General features: G+C 61.9%; 17 protein-coding genes. 7 read left to right on the top strand and 10 right to left on the bottom strand.

Annotated features, from left to right (window positions below):
• The first annotated feature begins 2 nt into the window (after positions 1-2).
• Entirely contained in the window at positions 3-1631 is a 1629-nt protein-coding gene (locus ACSQ2W_RS06970; RefSeq protein WP_436085599.1) for an ABC transporter ATP-binding protein, read from the top strand.
• An 11-nt stretch (positions 1632-1642) separates the two neighbouring features.
• Positions 1643-2605, top strand: a complete 963-nt coding sequence (locus ACSQ2W_RS06965; protein ID WP_436085598.1) for a 2-hydroxyacid dehydrogenase — start codon at positions 1643-1645, stop codon at positions 2603-2605.
• Here the strand turns inward: ACSQ2W_RS06965 and ACSQ2W_RS06960 are convergent, their stop codons facing one another.
• The 3 genes from ACSQ2W_RS06960 to xseA all read right to left on the bottom strand — a co-directional run bounded on the left by ACSQ2W_RS06960 (position 2606) and on the right by xseA (position 5618).
• Complete coding sequence (locus ACSQ2W_RS06960; RefSeq protein WP_436085597.1) at positions 2606-3460, bottom strand: NlpC/P60 family protein; 855 nt, start codon at positions 3458-3460, stop codon at positions 2606-2608.
• 6 nt (positions 3461-3466) lie between these two features.
• Positions 3467-3817, bottom strand: coding sequence for a MarR family transcriptional regulator (locus ACSQ2W_RS06955; RefSeq protein WP_436085596.1), 351 nt, complete (start codon positions 3815-3817; stop codon positions 3467-3469).
• A gap of 208 nt (positions 3818-4025) precedes the next feature.
• Positions 4026-5618 carry an exodeoxyribonuclease VII large subunit gene (xseA, locus tag ACSQ2W_RS06950; RefSeq protein WP_436085595.1) on the bottom strand — a complete coding sequence of 531 codons (1593 nt, stop codon included), beginning with the start codon at positions 5616-5618 and terminating at the stop codon, positions 4026-4028.
• 354 nt (positions 5619-5972) lie between these two features.
• Here xseA and ACSQ2W_RS06945 point away from each other — a divergent pair, with 354 nt between their 5' ends.
• Positions 5973-6194: a hypothetical protein gene (locus ACSQ2W_RS06945; protein ID WP_436085594.1), complete on the top strand. Its 222-nt coding sequence runs from the start codon at positions 5973-5975 to the stop codon at positions 6192-6194.
• A gap of 70 nt (positions 6195-6264) precedes the next feature.
• Here the strand turns inward: ACSQ2W_RS06945 and ACSQ2W_RS06940 are convergent, their stop codons facing one another.
• Positions 6265-7251 carry a Gfo/Idh/MocA family protein gene (locus ACSQ2W_RS06940; RefSeq protein WP_436085593.1) on the bottom strand — a complete coding sequence of 329 codons (987 nt, stop codon included), beginning with the start codon at positions 7249-7251 and terminating at the stop codon, positions 6265-6267.
• Positions 7252-7426: 175 nt separating this feature from the next.
• Between ACSQ2W_RS06940 and ACSQ2W_RS06935 the strand changes: the two genes are divergently transcribed.
• Positions 7427-8377: an aldo/keto reductase gene (locus ACSQ2W_RS06935; protein ID WP_436085592.1), complete on the top strand. Its 951-nt coding sequence runs from the start codon at positions 7427-7429 to the stop codon at positions 8375-8377.
• A gap of 20 nt (positions 8378-8397) precedes the next feature.
• Complete coding sequence (locus ACSQ2W_RS06930; RefSeq protein ID WP_436085591.1) at positions 8398-8841, top strand: N-acetyltransferase family protein; 444 nt, start codon at positions 8398-8400, stop codon at positions 8839-8841.
• A gap of 52 nt (positions 8842-8893) precedes the next feature.
• On the opposite strand, the gene ACSQ2W_RS06925 is transcribed toward ACSQ2W_RS06930, so the two are convergent.
• A complete protein-coding gene (locus tag ACSQ2W_RS06925; RefSeq protein WP_436085590.1) occupies positions 8894-9511 on the bottom strand; it encodes a hypothetical protein in 618 nt (205 codons plus the stop codon).
• 62 nt (positions 9512-9573) lie between these two features.
• Positions 9574-10464 (bottom strand): LysR substrate-binding domain-containing protein, encoded by an 891-nt coding sequence (locus tag ACSQ2W_RS06920; RefSeq protein WP_436085589.1) that lies wholly within the window; start codon positions 10462-10464, stop codon positions 9574-9576.
• Between the two features lie 134 nt (positions 10465-10598).
• Here ACSQ2W_RS06920 and ACSQ2W_RS06915 point away from each other — a divergent pair, with 134 nt between their 5' ends.
• Positions 10599-11594, top strand: a complete 996-nt coding sequence (locus ACSQ2W_RS06915; RefSeq protein ID WP_436085588.1) for an aldo/keto reductase — start codon at positions 10599-10601, stop codon at positions 11592-11594.
• 249 nt (positions 11595-11843) lie between these two features.
• A complete protein-coding gene (locus tag ACSQ2W_RS06910; protein ID WP_436085587.1) occupies positions 11844-12203 on the top strand; it encodes a nuclear transport factor 2 family protein in 360 nt (119 codons plus the stop codon).
• A 223-nt stretch (positions 12204-12426) separates the two neighbouring features.
• Here the strand turns inward: ACSQ2W_RS06910 and pheT are convergent, their stop codons facing one another.
• From pheT to rpmI, 4 genes are all read right to left on the bottom strand, one after another.
• On the bottom strand, positions 12427-14853 hold the full coding sequence (gene pheT, locus ACSQ2W_RS06905) for a phenylalanine--tRNA ligase subunit beta (RefSeq protein ID WP_436085586.1): 2427 nt from the start codon (positions 14851-14853) through the stop codon (positions 12427-12429).
• Positions 14854-14930: 77 nt separating this feature from the next.
• Entirely contained in the window at positions 14931-16016 is a 1086-nt protein-coding gene (gene pheS, locus ACSQ2W_RS06900; protein WP_436085585.1) for a phenylalanine--tRNA ligase subunit alpha, read from the bottom strand.
• A gap of 98 nt (positions 16017-16114) precedes the next feature.
• The gene (rplT, locus tag ACSQ2W_RS06895; RefSeq protein WP_037129295.1) at positions 16115-16519 is read right to left on the bottom strand and encodes a 50S ribosomal protein L20; all 405 of its coding nucleotides are present in this window, start codon (positions 16517-16519) and stop codon (positions 16115-16117) included.
• A gap of 37 nt (positions 16520-16556) precedes the next feature.
• The gene (gene rpmI / locus ACSQ2W_RS06890) at positions 16557-16760 is read right to left on the bottom strand and encodes a 50S ribosomal protein L35 (RefSeq protein ID WP_018323613.1); all 204 of its coding nucleotides are present in this window, start codon (positions 16758-16760) and stop codon (positions 16557-16559) included.
• Between the last annotated feature and the right edge of the window lie 83 nt (positions 16761-16843).

The following is a 16843-nucleotide window of genomic DNA, read 5'->3' as shown; positions in this document are numbered from 1 at the left end:
CCATGACAGATACACTCCTTTCCGTGCACGATCTCTCCGTAGCTTTCCATCAGGGCGGCAAGACGTCGGTGGCTGTGGACCGCATATCGTTCGACATCAAGCGTGGCGAGGTCGTTGCGTTGGTCGGCGAGTCCGGCTCGGGAAAATCGGTCTCAGCCAACTCGATCCTGAAACTGCTCCCCTATCCGGCGGCAAGTCACCCGAGCGGGGAAATCCTGTTCAACGGCAAGGATCTGATGAAGGCCTCGGAGGCCGAACTGCGCCATGTGCGCGGCAACGACATCACCATGATCTTCCAGGAGCCGATGACGTCGCTCAATCCGCTGCACTCAATCGAGCGGCAGATCGCCGAAATCCTCGACCTGCACCAGGGCATCACCGGGCCTGCTGCCCGAACCCGCGTTTTGGAACTGCTCAACCAGGTCGGCATCCGCGAGCCGGAAAAACGCCTCGCTGCCTATCCGCATGAGCTCTCCGGCGGCCAGCGCCAGCGTGTGATGATCGCCATGGCGCTCGCCAACCGGCCGGAACTGCTGATCGCCGACGAGCCGACAACCGCGCTCGACGTGACTGTCCAGGCGCAGATCCTCGAGCTTCTGAAAAAGCTCAAGGATGAGCATGGCATGTCGATGCTGTTCATCACCCATGATCTCGGAATCGTCCGCAAGATCGCCGACCGGGTCTGCGTCATGACCAAGGGCAAGATCGTCGAAACGGGTCCGACGGCGGAAATCTTCGCCAACCCGCAGCACGCCTATACGCGCCATCTTCTGGCCTCGGAGCCAAAGGGTGTACCGCCCGTCTCCGATATCTCGAAGCCGGTGGTGATCGAGGCGCAGGACATGAAGGTCTGGTTCCCGATCAAGGCCGGTTTCCTGCGCCGCGTTGTCGATCATGTGAAGGCGGTCGATGGCATCGACCTGACGCTGCGTGCCGGCCAGACGCTCGGCGTGGTCGGCGAATCCGGTTCCGGCAAGACGACGCTCGGTCTTGCCCTGACGCGCCTGATCTCCTCGAAGGGCCGCATCAGCTTCATCGGCAATGAAATAGCCGGCTATTCGTTCAAGCAGATGCGGCCGTTGCGCCGCCGCATGCAGATCGTCTTCCAGGACCCGTACGGATCGCTGAGCCCCCGCATGGCCATCAGCGACATTGTCGGCGAGGGGCTGAAGGTGCACGAACCATCGCTGTCCGAAAAGGAACGCGATGCCCGCGTCGCAGCGGCCCTCGAGGAGGTGGGTCTCGATGCGGCGACCCGCTGGAGATACCCGCACGAATTCTCCGGCGGCCAGCGACAGCGCGTCGCCATTGCCCGTGCCATGGTGCTCAAACCCCAGTTCGTCATGCTCGATGAACCGACGTCGGCGCTCGACATGAGCGTGCAGGCGCAGGTGGTCGATCTCCTGCGCGACCTGCAGGCGAAGCATTCGCTCGCCTATCTCTTCATCAGCCACGACCTGAAGGTAGTCCGCGCGCTCGCCAACGACATGATCGTCATGCGGCTCGGCAAGGTGGTGGAGCAGGGACCGTCCGAGCGGATCTTCACCGCGCCGCGGGAGGATTATACCAAGGCGCTGATGGCCGCCGCCTTCAACATGGAAGCGGTCAACGTACCCGCTATCAATCAGTAGAGTTCCGTTTCATGCCTTCGAAAAGTCCCGTCATCGTCGATCTGAAGTTTATTCCGCAGGAAGTGGAAAACGGCCTGAAAGGCGCCTTTGGCGGCCGCCGCGAAGTCATCAATCTCGCAGACCCTGCCCATAAGGACCGTGATCTCTCCGGCATCGACTATGCGGTCGTCTGGAAATCCGATCCGGACCTGTTTTCGCGCGCGCCAGATCTGAAGGTCGTCTTTTCTGGCGGCGCCGGCGTCGATCATGTGTTGACGCTTCCCGGCCTGCCGGACGTGCCGCTGGTCCGCTTCGTCGATCGCAGCCTGACCACACGCATGAGCGAGTGGGTCGTCATGAACTGCCTTTTGCATTTACGCCAGCACCGCGCCTATGAGGCGCGTGCCAAAGCACATGTTTGGGAGGATCTGAGCCAGCCGGAAGCCGCCGATGTCACTGTCGGCGTCATGGGGCTGGGCGTGTTGGGGCAGGATGCCATCCGCAAGCTCGGCGTCATGGGTTTCAGGACCATCGGCTGGTCCCGTTCGAAGAAGCAGATCGATGGCGTCGCGACCTTCGCGGGCGATGAACTGGACGCGTTTCTCGCAAGGACCGATTTCCTCGTCGGTCTGCTGCCGTTGACCGACGAAACCCGTTGCATCTTCAATACCTCGATCTTCACGAAGCTCAGTCGCGGTGGCCCCTTCGGCGCGCCGGTGTTCATCAACGGCGGCCGCGGCGGCAGCCAGGTCGAGACCGACATTCTGGCGGCGCTGAGATCGGGCCTGCTCCGCGGTGCCTCGCTCGATGTGTTCGAGCAGGAGCCGCTGGCCAAGGATAGCCCCTTCTGGGACATGGATAACGTCTATATCACCCCGCACGTCGCGGCCTCGTCAGACGTCAAGGCGCTGTTTGCCCATGTCGAGCACCAGATCAGCCGCCTTGAAAGCGGTCTGCCGCTTCAGCATCTGGTGGATCGCAAAGCCGGCTATTGATCAGGGCCGGCGATACCCAGTCGGCTGACCGTAGAGCCAGCCGATACGGGCGATCGCGTCTTCCAGTCCCTCGAGAGCGACGTTCATGGTATGGCCGTTGGCATGCAGCAGCGTCTTTTCATCTTCCATGATGGCCACGTGGCCCTTCCAGAAGACGAGATCGCCGCGGCGCAGTTCGTCGCGGGTGATTTCGGTGCCAAGTCCCTTGGCCTGCATGTCGGTGTCGCGCGGCGCGCTCTTGCCGGTCATCATCATCGACAGCTGGATAAGGCCTGAGCAATCGATGCCGAAACCGGAGCGTCCGCCCCAGAGATAGGGCGTTTCAAGAAACCGTGCCGCCAACGAGACGTAGTCTCCAGATAATGGCTGTCCCACCTCCGCGCAGTGATTGGCGATAACGGCCTGGCCGCCTTCCAGCAGGAAATAGCGGGTGCCGCGTGTTTCCTGCTCGCCGACGACGGCAATGCGGCTGCCCATCGACAGCGCCTGAACCGTCGTAAGTTTCAGATCCGGGCCGGAATAGATGAAGGTGCGCGGCGCGGTGACGACATGCGTCAGGCCGCGCAGCACGGATGAAACGGCATCGGCCGGCACGTAACCGACATAGTCGTCGAAATCGGCCTTGATCCACGCCCATCCTCCGGCGGCATCGAGGACGCGCACCGTCTCCCCCAACAACAGCTCGGTGTCCACGCCGCATTCAGGGTCAGGCCGCGCCCGTACCTGCACCACCGGAATGCAGACCTCGCCCGGCGAGCCGCTGACATAGTTTGCAGCCTCGACGATGCCGCGCAGGGGCTCCTCGGCAAGATCGGGGCGATAGGCGTTCAGCCGCCGGTCGGGAAGATCAGACATGTGCCCTCAGATAGACAGTTTGCGTCCCTGATCAATGATCAGATCGCCAAGTTTTTCAAGATAAAGCGCGCCCTCGACCGTGCGTTTGATGATCACATTGCGCTTGTCGCGCTCGTCGCGCGTGCGGGCGACGAGGCCGAGGTCGCCCATCGTGTCGAGGGCGCGGGTGATTACCGGCTTCGTCACACCGAGAATAGCGGCCAGCCCGCGCACGGTGTGCGGCGGCGGTACAAGGTAGATATGCAGGAGAATGGACATCTGCCGCAGCGTCAGGTCGCGATTGTCGATCCGCACCTGCTCGAGCGACACGGCGTGCCAGAGGTTCAGCGCCTGGGAGGCTGAGAGTTCGACCGACATCCGGTGCCCCTTGGTTTCGAGTGGCCAAATGTAAAGGCGGGATCGTTACGGAAGCGTTTCTTTTTGCGCGGAGTTAGGGCTTGGCCGTTGTCAAATCCGCGCGATAGCTTTTTCGATTCTCATGAGATGCGCCGCGCGCTGCTTCGCCGTCACGCGGTCCATGTCTTCCCACAAGATCATCCGGAACTACGCGTGATAGGGTTGACCCCTAGAACAGGCTCCCCTGTTTCGGAGGCTCGGCGGGTGCCGGTTTTTCCGCACGCTTCTTCACGGGGTGTGGTGGCGCTGGCGCGCCGCCTTCCGTTGTCATGGCATTGATGGACCCGTCGGAGAATTCGATGGCGATCGCCTGGTTCAGCGAGAGGGCTGAAGCGGTCTTGACCGGTATTCCGGCCTCATCGCGCACCAGTGCATAGCCGCGCTTCAGCACGTTGCGATAGGACAGAGACTGCAGGATGCGGTCCTGTGCCGTCACCGTGCTGCGGCGGCGCCGGATGTCGGCCAAAAGCGCGCTGTCGGCTCTGCCGGAAAGACCCGTCAAGCGATCCTGCGAGCGGTCAATCTGACTCAGCAGTCGCCCAGGCAGGGTTCTGAGCGAAGCGTCGGCGGCCGATACCCGCGAAGTGGATCGCTGAATCAGCCGTTCGACGATACGTTCCGCACGCACCGTTGTCTCCGACAGTTTCTGCCGCCGCTCATTGATCCGGCTCGCCAATACGCCAGGCCTCAGATGCGCTGATATGCGCTCGAAGGCACGCCGCTTGTTGGCGGTGTTCAACTGCAAGCCGCGCCCAAGCCCAACCGACGCCTCGTCGAAGCGCCGGCGCGGCAGAGCCAGCAATTGATCGAGCGAGGGCAGCGCTCGCGTCAGCGCACGAACATTCTGCCGCCGGTTGTCCATCTGACGTGTCACGGCAGCCTTGAGACGCGCAGAGAGGGCCGAAAGGCTCGCCTCCAGATCGGCCTTCACCGGCACGGCCATTTCCGCGGCACCGGTCGGCGTCGGTGCCCGCTGGTCGCTCGCGTAGTCGATCAGCGTCCAGTCGGTTTCGTGGCCAACGGCAGAGATTAGCGGGATCCGCGAATTGGCGGCGGCACGCACCACGGCCTCGTCGTTGAAGCTCCACAGGTCCTCGAGACTGCCGCCGCCGCGCGCGACGATCAGAAGGTCCGGCCGGGCGATCGGGCCGCCCGCGGTGAAGGCGTTGAAGCCCTCGATCGCTGCAGCTACCTCTTTGCCTGAGCCATCGCCCTGGACGCGCACGGGCCAGACGATGACATGAACGGGGAACCGATCTGAAATCCGGTGCAGGATATCGCGGATGACGGCGCCGGTCGGTGAGGTGACGACGCCGATGATACGCGGCATATGGGGCAGGGGCCGTTTCCGCGCCTGGTCGAACAGTCCTTCGGCACCGAGCTTGCGCTTGCGCTCCTCGATCAGTGCCATCAGCGCGCCGGCGCCGGCAGGCTCCAGCGTCTCGATGACGATCTGGTATTTCGACGAACCGGGGAAGGTCGTCACCTTGCCGGTGGCGATCACCTCCATGCCCTCTTCCGGCCGGAACTTCAGCCGGCTCATTGTGCCCTTCCAGATGACAGCGTCGATCCGCGCCTTGTCGTCCTTCAGGGAAAAATAGGCATGGCCCGAGGAATGCGGACCGCGATAGCCAGAAATCTCGCCGCGCACCCGCACCTGGTCGAAGGCCTGCTCGATCGTGCGCTTGATGGAGCCGGACAGCTCCGAGACCGAATATTCGGTGAGATTGGAGGGCGAATCGGAATCGAAGAACGAGCTCATGCACCTATTTTGCCGTGCCAGGCCGCGGATGACCAGCCGTTGGCGGCGCCCCTCAACAGGCCTTTCATTCTGCCCGTTTGTCCCCGGTGCTCAAACCGTGCGCTGAGGGCAAGCCAATACCAGGCGTTCTCCTTTCCACGCGGCCAATGCGGCGATCCAGGCAAGGGCCGGCGCCTATACGCGAGAGACGATCGTACGCCACAGATTTCACGCAAATGAAAAATATACCGGTCGCCGAGGGAACTCTCCGGCGCCTGCGTCGTTATGAACAACCGGAGGGTTAAGCCAAATTTAGCGCACATAGTGCAAACTGGTTGCACTATGCTCATCGTTGAGAGGGGTCGGATGCTGATCTTGACCGCATTTACAGTCGGATTTTTGGCAGCGGGGCTGCGGTCTGCGCTTAGCTATGTCCTGGCCGGCGGCCTGATCGTCGCAGCCTTCGCTCTTGCCGCACTCTTTTCGGCCGGTGCCGTGTCGCCGCTTGCGCTCGCTCTCGCCTTGCTCGCCTATAATGCCGGGATCGCGGCACCGGTCTTTGCCGCGTTCATTCTTGCGCGGAGCCGGCAGGCATAAGGCCCACGTCATCGCGCGCCCTTGAAAAACCCGCCGCTCTGCAGCCGGCGGTTTTCAATTCAATCCTGATTCAAACCGGCTCCCAGCCGTCCTTCTCGCTGGCCCGGTAGATCGCATCGATCAGCTTCTGATTGTCCATCGAGCTTTCCAGCGTCACCACCTCTTCCTCTTCGCCCCTTGCCGCACGCGAAAAGGCTTCGGCTTCGAGCTTGTACTGGCGGGCATCCTGGAAGCGGAAGAGCTGTGATTGCGCGTGGTTCTGGTTGGTAAGCTCGAGTTCCTCGGCGCCATACCGGTCGGCATTGAACGGCGACTTGACCTCGATGAAGCCCTTGTCGCCATGGAACACCATCACCTGGCGGGCGGCGAGTTGGGTGGAGATGTAGAAACTCAGTTCAAAGTCGCCGAAATCGGCCCGCACGCTGGAATACATGTCGGTGCCGAACTGCGGATCGCGGTCGGTATTCGCCTGTACCCGGATCGGCTCCCTGCCGGTGGCGAAACGGGTCGTGATCGTCGGATAGACGCCGATGTCAGGCAGTCCGCCGCCGCCGAGTTCCGGCTTGTTGCGCATATTGTCCGCATCTCGGTTGTAGTAGGTGAAGGCGCCCTGAACATGGCGCAGCTTGCCGACAGCACCCTCCTGCAGCAGCGAGCGGACTTTACGCCAGACGGGACTGTAGGTGACCATGTAAGCTTCGGAAATCAGCACCTTGTTGCGGTCGCGCGCTTCGATCACGGCTCTGATTTCGGACGCCTTGAGCGCGATCGGTTTCTCGCAAAGCACGTGTTTTCCGGCATCGGCGGCCTTGATCGTCCATTCGATGTGCTGCGAGGTGGGCAACGGGATGTAAACGGCATCGATGAGATCGGACGCCAGCATCTCCTCGTAGGAGCCGAAGGCGTGCGGTACCGAGAAACGGTCGGCCATCTCGCGCGCCTTGGAAAGATCGCGGCTGGCAATGGCCGTGACGACGCAGTTTTCCGCGTCCTGGATGGCGGGAACAACGAGCTCGCGACCGATCTTGGCCGTCGACAGAATACCGAAGCGCAGCATGACATATCCTCCCTGTTTTGGCGGCACAGTAACCGCGAGGTACCTGCCCATCAAGCCACGTGTGCGGGAATAAAATTGCCGCCGGTCATGTAAAAACGCTGTACCTTGCCTATCTCCATGAGGCAGACTTTGCGCCTCCCGAGCGATTTACCCCATGGCATTCTGGAGCGACCTCATGGAAAAGCGGACCCTCGGCCGCACTGGCCTGTCTATCGCGCCGCTGGTCTTCGGCGGCAATGTCTTCGGCTGGACCGCGGATGAAAAGACCTCCTTCCACTTGCTCGACGCCTTCTTCGCCGCAGGCTTCAACGCCATCGATACCGCGGATGCCTATTCCACCTGGGTTCCCGGCAATAGCGGCGGCGAATCCGAGACGATCATCGGCAAATGGCTGAAACAGTCGGGCCGCGACCGGGACGAGGCGGTGATCGTCACCAAGGTCGGCTCCGAAATGGGGCCGGGCCGGAAGGGGCTGTCGGTAAAATGGATCCTGCAGGCTGTCGAGGATTCCCTTCGCCGGCTGCAGACCGATCACATCGACGTCTACCTGTCGCATCGGCCGGATGCCGAAACGCCCTACGAGGAAACGCTGGGCGCCTATGATACCCTTCTGCGGCAGGGCAAGGTTCGCCATATCGGAGCCTCCAATCTGAGCGCCGAGCAGTTGCGCGACGCGCTCGGCGTTTCGAAGGGCGCGAACTTGCCGCGCTATGAAGTGCTGCAGCCGGAATACAATCTTTATGACCGCGCTTCCTTCGACGGCCCGCTCCGAAATCTCTGCATGGCCGAGGAGATCGGCGTGATCACCTATTTCGGCCTTGCGAGAGGTTTCCTTTCGGGAAAATATCGCTCGCACAGGGACCTGGAAGGTTCGGCACGCGGCGGCGGCATCGGCAAATATCTCGATGGCCGCGGCATGCGCATTCTGGGCGCGCTGGATGAGGTGGCTGCTGATACCGGCAACACGCAGGCCGAGATTGCGCTTGCCTGGATCATGGCGCGCAAGGGTGTCACGGCGCCGATTTCCAGTGCGACGAACCTGACCCAGCTCGAAAGTCTGATAAAGGCGGCTTCGATCCGCCTTTCCAACGAAGCCTGCCAGTTGCTAAACGAGGCCAGCGAATAGAAGACCCGGAAGGAAAAAGCATGACGGTTGAGATACGCGACGCGGCGCCCGGCGACGAAGCGGACTGGCGCAGGCTCTGGGCGGGCTATGTCGCTTTCTACCGGGTGGCGGTATCCCCGGATGTGACGACAACGACGTGGGGCCGGATCATCGATCCTGCCACGCCGCTGTTCATGCGTGTCGCGGTGCTGGACGGCCACGTCGTCGGCTTTGCCATCTGCCTCTTGCATGAGGCGACCTGGGTGAAGGAGCCGGTCTGCTATCTGGAAGACCTTTTCCTGGACGAGGCTGTGCGCGGAAAGGGCATCGGCAAGGCGTTACTCGACGATCTCGTCCAGAAAGCCAAGGCCAATGGCTGGGCCCGCCTTTACTGGCATACCGACGAAGGTAATGAGACGGCACGGCGGCTCTACGACAAATATACCGAGGCCGATGGCCATGTCCGCTACCGGATGAGTTTCTAGAGCATTTCCAGGAAAAGTGTGAAACGGTTTTCCTGGAATGCGTAAAAACGCTCTAGCCCTCCAGAGGCGGAAAGCCCTGGTAAAACTCCGCATGACTGCCGGAATGATTGGCCATGCCTTCCTTCGTCAGCAGACCAGCCGGCGCCGCATAGCTGCGGATGCGCCGTGCCGGTCGCTCGTGCCACTGGATATTCACTGCCCAGAGTTTCGGGAAAAAGCAGAGTGAAGCATAGGGCAGGTTGTCGTGGATCCACCATGCAAGTGACTGCCAGCCGCGGAGTGTTGCGCGCCTGTCCCAGACCCAGGGAATGACGATGCAGGCTGTCGCGCCCATGCAGCCATTGGCGTCGCGCATGTCCCAGATGTGATCGGCGGCGCTTGCCGCATTGGTCGAGCAATTGAGCTTGTTGCGGTTGCCGAACGCGTTGACCGACCGGGAACGATAGCCGGAGCGGATATGCAGCCGGCCGAAGGTCCGCTGCAGCGGTTCCAGCAATTCTTCGCAGAGTTTCCTGCCGGCAGCGATCGCCAATTCCGGATCGTCGGGGATATTCGGCATGCCGTAGAAATCGGCGATCTCGGAATGCAGGAAGTCTCTCAGAAAGAAGGTCTCCGACAGGCGCGCGCGGCCCAGATCCTCCAGCGCCTTCATCGACCCCGGCTTTTTCATGCAAATTCTCCCGTTTTCCGGAAGACTATGCCGGCGGCGGTCTGCATGCCACCCGTTTTCATTCAGCCGACGTGCCGGAAGAAATCGATGAAGGCGCGCAAGGCCGGGCGCATCTGCCGCCGGCTGGCATAATAGAGATAGGCGCCGGGATAGGGCGGGCACCAGTCCTCCAGGACCCGGACCAGCCGCCCCGCCTCGATATGTTCGATCACCCGCATCTCGAAGGCGTAGGCAAGCCCTGCTCCGCCGATCGCCGCCGCGATGATCGGCCGGTCCTCGCCGAGAATCAGCGGCCCCTCGATCGGGATGGTCAATTCCTGCCCGTCCTTCTCGAATTCCCAGTTGTAGAGTGTGCCGTTGGAAAATCGGCGGCGGATGCAGCGGTGCCGCAGAAGATCGCGCGGATGCTCGGGGACCGCGAACCGGTCGAAATAGGCGGGCGAGGCGACGATGGCGCCCCGCAGCGGCGGCCCGATCTTGACTGCGATCATATCGGCCTCCAGGCTTTCTTCCAGTCGGATTCCAGCGTCGAAACCCTCGCGCACGATATCGGTAAACCCGTCCTCGTCGGCGATCTCCAGCGTGATAACCGGATAAAGGCCCAGGAATTCACCGAGCCGCGGCGCGATCAGGAGATCGGCGGCAAAGCGCGGCGCGGTGACGCGCAGATTGCCGGAAGGTTGCCCCTTCGCCTCTATGACGGCGTCGAGCGCGATGCCGATATCACTGAGCGCCGGACGCAGGCGTTCCAGGAGCAGCAAGCCTTCTTCCGTCGGCGCGACGCTGCGCGTGGTGCGTGCCAGAAGCCGCACGCCGAGGCTTTCCTCCAGCGCCGAGATCGCGTGGCTGACGGCCGACGGCGCAATGCCGAGTTCCTTTGCCGCCGCGCGAAAGCCGCGATGGGCGGCGACGGTGGACAGGACGGCGAGTTGAGCGAGCTGGTTCCGGTTCATTGACCGAAACAATAGAACAACCCGTTAGGATTTACAGCCGTTATCAAACGATCTCAGGCGCATTAATTTCACGCTGTAACGCCGGCGCCCGTCGGCGCGCCTTCCCCTCTCCGGCTCACAAAGGAGCAATCACGATGAAAACCCGCAAACTTGGACAGGATCTTACCGTTTCAGCCGTTGGGCTCGGCTGCATGGGCATGAGCTTCGCCTACGGCGCAGCCGACGAGCGGGAATCGATCCGCACATTGCACCGTGCCGTCGATCTCGGCGTCACCTTTTTCGATACGGCGGAGGTCTATGGCCCCTATGAAAACGAAATCTTGCTCGGAAAAGCCCTGAAGGATGTTCGCGACCGTGTCACCATCGCCACCAAATTCGGCTTCCGCATCGTGACCGGAAAATCCTCCAGCGAGACCATCATCGGTGTCGATGGCCGTCCGGAAAATGCCAAGACGGTCGCTGAAGCCTCGCTGAAACGCCTCGGTACCGATGTCATCGATCTCTACTACCTGCACCGTGTCGATCCCTCCGTGCCGATCGAGGACACGGTGGGCGCCATGGCGGAACTTGTGCGCGAAGGCAAGGTGCGCGCTCTCGGCCTTTCGGAGGCAAGTGCCGCCACCATCCGCCGCGCCCATGCCATCCACCCGATCGCTGCCGTCCAGAGTGAATATTCATTGTGGAGCCGCGATCCGGAAGACGAGGTGCTCGACGTCTGCCGCGAACTCGCCATCGGCTTCGTGCCCTACAGCCCGCTCGGACGCGGCATGCTCGCCGGTGCGATCCGCAAGGTCGACGATCTCGAACAGGACGACTTCCGCCGCAATCTGCCGCGGTTCCAGGCGGAAAATCTCAACGCCAATGCCGGACTCGTCGAAACACTGACCGGGATCGCCGAAAGCAAGGGCGTGACGGCGGCGCAGCTGGCTCTTGCCTGGGTGCTCAATCAGGGCGATTTCATCGTCCCGATCCCCGGCGCCCGCAAGCTCAACCATCTGGAGCAGAATGTGACCGCAGCGCAAATCGTTCTGTCGGATGACGAACTGGCGGTGCTCGCGGATGCCCTGTCGCCGAGCCAGGTGGCCGGCAAGCGCTACTCGGATGCCTCGCTGGTATTGACCAACAGATAGCACTGTACAGTCTCACCGTGCTTTCGCTCTTCGGGGCGAAGCACAACCGGTAATGGATGCCAGGCGATATGGCGCGCAGCTTCGTCTTTGTTCGCTTCCGGCGTCGTGATAGGATCGTTCGACAGGCTAGAGCGCCACGCGTCGGATATGCCGCGCAAGGGACGCTGTAGCGCTTTGAAGTTGCTGCATGATTTTAATCCTTAAATCGATCCCCGGGTTAAGGAATTATGCAGAAGGGAGGTGCTGTGAATGTCGGACGAACAGGCAGTTGGCACAGTCGTTCACCTCTATGTCGATGGTATGGCATTTTGCAACGAGGCGGCCTTGCGCAAGGCCTTCCATCCGGATGCCAAGATCATCGGTAATTACGAGGGCGCCGTCGAATGGATGTCCCGCGACGATTTCATCGCCGCCATCCTCGCCGAACCGCCGGTGCCGCCCGGAACTCAGCCCTTGATGGATATCGAGATCACCGACCTCGAGGGCGACGCCGCCTTCGTCAAGGTCACCGACGAATTCGCCGGTATGCGGTTCACGGATTATCTGTCTCTATTGAAGATCGGCGGCCACTGGGTGATCGTCAACAAGCTGTATCATCTGCATCGGTAGGGTTGTTGTCTCCTCGTTCCGCTTGTGGCCAGTCGCTACCCTCTTGCTCCGTCATCCTCGGGCTTGACCCGAGGATCCAGATGCTATCGCCACTGCGCATTCTCCGATATCCGGAGCATGGATCCTCGGGTCAAGCCCGAGGATGACCCGCAGGTCGGACCGGCTCGCGCGGCAAATTGCAGGCCCCGCAAAGGGGAGGAGAACCCCTCTTGCGGCCAAATTATCAAGCCCGCAGAACCCCGCCCGTGCTCTTCGTTACATTGGCAATGATCTTGCCGGTCAGGGCTTCGAAATCCTCGTCCGTCAGCGTGCGCTCCGCCGGCTGGATGACGACCTCAATCGCCACCGACTTCTTGCCTTCGCCGAGCGAGGCGCCCTCGAAGATGTCGAAGACGTTGACGCCAGTCACCAGCTTGCGGTCGGCGCTCGAGGCGGCCTTGAGGATCGCGCCGGCTTCAACGGTCTTGTCGACCACGAAGGCGAAGTCGCGCCTGACGGCCTGGAAGGGCGAAAGCTCCAGCGCCGGCTTGGTGCGGGTGGCCTTCTTCCTCGGCTCGGGCATGGCATCGACATAGACTTCGAAGCCTGAGAGCGCGCCGGAAACGTCGAGAGCTTCCAGCACCTTCGGATGGAATTCGCCGAAGGTGCCGAGCACGATCTTCGGACCGAGCTTGATCGTGCCGGAACGGCCCGGGTGATACCAGGACGGGCCGCCCGTCTCGAACTGGACATTGCCCATCGGCATGCCGCAGGCCTCTAGAACGGCAATCGCATCCGCCTTGGCGTCGAAGACATCGACTGGCTTGCCGCCACCCTTTGCCGCATTCGACCACAGACGGCCCGAACCGGCAAGCGATGCCGTGCCGCGGCGGATGCCGCCGGCGACGCGGCGCTGGCCAGCCGGCGTGTCGTTCTCATAGGTGCCGGAAACCTCGAAGATCGCGACGTCGCCGAAGCCCTTGTCGGCATTGCGCTGCGCTGCCGTCAGAAGGCCCGGCAGCAGCGAAGGCCGCATGTCGGACATGTCGGCGGCAATCGGGTTAGCCAGCGAAAGGCTGGGCGTGCCGCCACCGAAAAGCTCGGCCTGCGCCTTCGAGATGAACGACCAGGTGACGGCCTCCAGCATGCCGCGCGCGGCAAGCGCCCGCTTGGCCTGTCGCGTGCGGATCTGCAGGGTCGTCAGGATCTTGCCGTTGACGCTGCCGAGGCTTTCGATCGGCTCCGGTTTGATGTTGTCGACGCCATGGATGCGCATGACTTCTTCAACGAGGTCCGCCTTGCCATCGACATCCGGCCGCCAGGAAGGAACGGAAACGGAGACTTGGCTGCCGGAGCCATCGACACCGAAACCGAGACCCTTGAGGATCGAGATGCTCTCGTCGGCGCTGACCTCGAGACCCGTTAGGCGCTTGACCTCGGAGACGGGGAAATCGACAATCTTCGGCGTGTAGCCGGCATAGCCGACCACGCCGGCCTTGGCCGCAACGCCGCCGCAGATGTCGATGACCAGCTGCGTGGCGCGCTCGAGGCCGGGACCCATATATTCCGGATCGACGCCACGCTCGAAGCGGTAGCGCGCATCGCTGATGATGCCGAGGGTGCGGCCGGTCTTGGCGATGTTCATCGGGTCCCAGAGCGCCGATTCGATCAGCACGTTGGTCGTGTTCTCGTCGCAGCCGGAATGTTCGCCGCCCATGATGCCGCCGATCGATTCGATGCCGTCTTCATCGGCAATGACGACATTGGCCGGTGACAGCGTGTATTCGCGCGTGTCGAGCGCCAGCACCTTTTCGCCCTCTTTCGCGCGGCGAACCGTAAGGTTGCCGGTGACCTTGGCGGCGTCGAAGACGTGCAGCGGCCGGCCCTGGTCGAAGGTCATGTAGTTGGTGACGTCGACCAGCGCATTGATGGGCCGGAGGCCGATGGCAAGCAGCCGCTGCTGCATCCATTTCGGGCTCGGCCCGTTCCTGACGCCGCGCACGAGACGCAGCGCAAAACCGGGGCAGAGATGGCTGTCCTCGCCGAGGTCGAGTTTGACCTTGGTCGTCGTTTCGCCCTCGACCTTGAAGGACGGAGCCTTCGGAGCCTTCAGCGTACCGAGGCCGGAGGCGGCGAGATCGCGGGCGATGCCGTGAACGCTGGTGCAATCGGGACGGTTCGGCGTCAGGTTGATCTCGATCATCGGATCGTCGAGCCCGGCATAGGCGGCGAAGCTCGTTCCGACCGGCGCGTCTTCGGCCAGATCGATGATGCCGTCGTGGCTATCGGATATCTGCAGCTCCTTTTCCGAGCACATCATGCCGTGGCTTTCGACACCACGGATATTGCCGACCGACAGCGTCAAGTCGATGCCGGGAACATAGGTGCCGGGTGCCGCAAAAGCACCGACAAGGCCGGCGCGCGCATTCGGCGCGCCGCAAACGACCTGAACGGGCGCGCCGGACCCGGTATCGACCATCAGTACCTTGAGCTTGTCGGCCTGCGGATGCTTGTCGGCCGAAATGACCTTGGCGATGACAAAGGGTTTGAACGCGGCCTTGTTGTCGACATCCTCGACCTCCAGCCCGATCGCCGTGAGGCGCTCGCAAATCTGTTCAAGGGTCGCATCCGTTTCCAGATGCTCTTTCAGCCAGGAGAGTGTGAACTTCATGATTTCACTCGTGTCCTAATGTCTTGTTTGGACGGCCCCACGCGACGGTCGTCCGGGAAAGGTTTTGTTCGGCCGCTTTACGCGCTCAACCCGCCAAACAAAGTCGGCATGTCCAGCGGGCGAAAACCGTAGTGGCTCATCCAGCGCACGTCGGCGTCGAAGAAGTTTCTGAGGTCGGGCATGCCGTATTTCAACATGGCGATGCGGTCGAGGCCCATGCCCCAGGCAAAACCCTGGTACACGTCGGGATCGAGACCGCCGGCGCGCAGAACGTTCGGATGCACCATGCCGCAGCCGAGGATTTCCATCCAGTCGGTGCCTTCGCCGAACTTGACGATCGGGCCGGAGGAACGGTCGCACTGGATGTCGACCTCGAAGGACGGCTCGGTGAAGGGGAAGAAGGACGGGCGGAAACGCATCGTCACGTCGTCCACCTCGAAGAAGGCCTTGCAGAACTCCTCGAGAATCCAGCGCATGTTGGCGACGTTCGACTTGGTGTCGACCACGAGGCCCTCGACCTGGTGGAACATCGGCGAATGCGTCGCGTCACTGTCCTGCCGGTAGGTCTTGCCGGGGATGATGATGCGGATCGGCGGCTTTTGCGCCTCCATGGTGCGTACCTGTACCGGCGAGGTGTGGGTGCGCAGCACCTTGCGTTCGCCGTTTTCGTCCGGATTGAAGAAGAAAGTGTCGTGCATTTCACGCGCCGGGTGGCCTTCGGGGAAGTTCAGCGCCGTGAAGTTATAATAGTCGGTCTCGATATCCGGACCTTCGGCGATCGAGAACCCCATGTCGGCGAAGATCGCGGTGATCTCGTCGATGATCTGGCTGATCGGATGGATACGGCCGCGTTCAGCCGGGGAGGAGCGTACCGGCAGCGAGATATCGACGGTCTCGCGGGCAAGCCGCTGGGCGATCGCCGCATCCTTAAGGGCCGACTTGCGCGCCGTGATCGCGTCGAAGACGTCTGTCTTCAGCGCGTTGATCGCAGCGCCCCGCGTCTGGCGTTCTTCCGGCGACATGGTGCCGAGCGTCTTCAGGAGCTCGGAGATCGAGCCCTTCTTGCCGAGTGCGTTGACGCGCACGGCTTCGATGGCCGCTTCGTCACCTGCTCCGGTCACCTCGGTCAAGAGCTTCTCTTTCAGTGCTTCCAGGTCGGACATGGTTCATTTCCCGTGATCGGTCAAAGAAAAACCCGCGCCAGCCGTACCAGCGCGGGTTTCCCAATTCATATTCAAGAAGGCCTGGGAAGCGCTGGCTTTTAACGAACCGCGCTTTCAAACTCGTTGGTCGTGCCGGCGTCCTTGAGGTATTCAAGCGCCTTCTTGGCGGCGGCGACGAGCGCGCCGAATGCTTCCGTCTCATGGATTGCCATGTCGGACAGAACCTTGCGGTCGACTTCGATGCCAGCCTTCGACAGACCGTCGATGAAACGGCCGTAGGTCAGGCCATGTTCGCGAACGGCAGCGTTGATGCGCTGGATCCAGAGAGCGCGGAAGTTGCGCTTGTTGACCTTGCGGTCGCGATAGGCAAAAGCCTTCGAACGGTCCACGGCTGCCTTGGCGGCGCGGATGGTGTTCTTGCGGCGGCCGTAGAAACCCTTGGCTGCCTTGAGTGTCTTCTTGTGCTTGGCGTGAGCTGCTACGCCGCGTTTTACACGTGCCATGTCATGATCTCCTTAAAAATCCAATGTGCCAGACGTCTTAGAGACCGTTGGGCAGGTAGTTCTTGATGACCTTCTTGCCATCAGGCTCTGCAAGCACCATGGTGCCACGTGCATCGCGAATGAACTTGTTGGACCGCTTGATCATGCCATGGCGCTTGCCTGCGGCAGCTGCCATGACCTTGCCGGTTGCGGTGATCTTGAACCGCTTCTTGGCAGAGGATTTCGTCTTCATCTTGGGCATTTTGCTACTCCATTTTTCTTGATTTCGAGATCGACTGACGAGGTCGTCTCCAGCGTAAAGAACGGCCACGGCATGCCCTGCCG

The organism is Pararhizobium sp. LjRoot255 (genome assembly GCF_964252905.1).
Classification (GTDB): Bacteria; Pseudomonadota; Alphaproteobacteria; order Rhizobiales; family Rhizobiaceae; genus Pararhizobium.
The sequence above is the reverse complement of the archived record's forward strand: the minus strand, read 5'-3'. Positions and strand labels throughout refer to the sequence as shown.

What these genes read in the sequence shown, in the direction of transcription:
- ACSQ2W_RS06970 (WP_436085599.1), top strand. Translation starts at nt 3, where the DNA reads ATGACAGATACACTCCTTTCCGTGCACGATCTCTCCGTAGCTTTCCAT.
- ACSQ2W_RS06965 (WP_436085598.1), top strand. Translation starts at nt 1,643, where the DNA reads ATGCCTTCGAAAAGTCCCGTCATCGTCGATCTGAAGTTTATTCCGCAG.
- ACSQ2W_RS06960 (WP_436085597.1), bottom strand. Translation starts at nt 3,460, where the DNA reads ATGTCTGATCTTCCCGACCGGCGGCTGAACGCCTATCGCCCCGATCTT.
- ACSQ2W_RS06955 (WP_436085596.1), bottom strand. Translation starts at nt 3,817, where the DNA reads ATGTCGGTCGAACTCTCAGCCTCCCAGGCGCTGAACCTCTGGCACGCC.
- xseA (WP_436085595.1), bottom strand. Translation starts at nt 5,618, where the DNA reads ATGAGCTCGTTCTTCGATTCCGATTCGCCCTCCAATCTCACCGAATAT.
- ACSQ2W_RS06940 (WP_436085593.1), bottom strand. Translation starts at nt 7,251, where the DNA reads ATGCTGCGCTTCGGTATTCTGTCGACGGCCAAGATCGGTCGCGAGCTC.
- ACSQ2W_RS06935 (WP_436085592.1), top strand. Translation starts at nt 7,427, where the DNA reads ATGGAAAAGCGGACCCTCGGCCGCACTGGCCTGTCTATCGCGCCGCTG.
- ACSQ2W_RS06930 (WP_436085591.1), top strand. Translation starts at nt 8,398, where the DNA reads ATGACGGTTGAGATACGCGACGCGGCGCCCGGCGACGAAGCGGACTGG.
- ACSQ2W_RS06925 (WP_436085590.1), bottom strand. Translation starts at nt 9,511, where the DNA reads ATGAAAAAGCCGGGGTCGATGAAGGCGCTGGAGGATCTGGGCCGCGCG.
- ACSQ2W_RS06920 (WP_436085589.1), bottom strand. Translation starts at nt 10,464, where the DNA reads ATGAACCGGAACCAGCTCGCTCAACTCGCCGTCCTGTCCACCGTCGCC.
- ACSQ2W_RS06915 (WP_436085588.1), top strand. Translation starts at nt 10,599, where the DNA reads ATGAAAACCCGCAAACTTGGACAGGATCTTACCGTTTCAGCCGTTGGG.
- ACSQ2W_RS06910 (WP_436085587.1), top strand. Translation starts at nt 11,844, where the DNA reads ATGTCGGACGAACAGGCAGTTGGCACAGTCGTTCACCTCTATGTCGAT.
- pheT (WP_436085586.1), bottom strand. Translation starts at nt 14,853, where the DNA reads ATGAAGTTCACACTCTCCTGGCTGAAAGAGCATCTGGAAACGGATGCG.
- pheS (WP_436085585.1), bottom strand. Translation starts at nt 16,016, where the DNA reads ATGTCCGACCTGGAAGCACTGAAAGAGAAGCTCTTGACCGAGGTGACC.
- rplT (WP_037129295.1), bottom strand. Translation starts at nt 16,519, where the DNA reads ATGGCACGTGTAAAACGCGGCGTAGCAGCTCACGCCAAGCACAAGAAG.
- rpmI (WP_018323613.1), bottom strand. Translation starts at nt 16,760, where the DNA reads ATGCCCAAGATGAAGACGAAATCCTCTGCCAAGAAGCGGTTCAAGATC.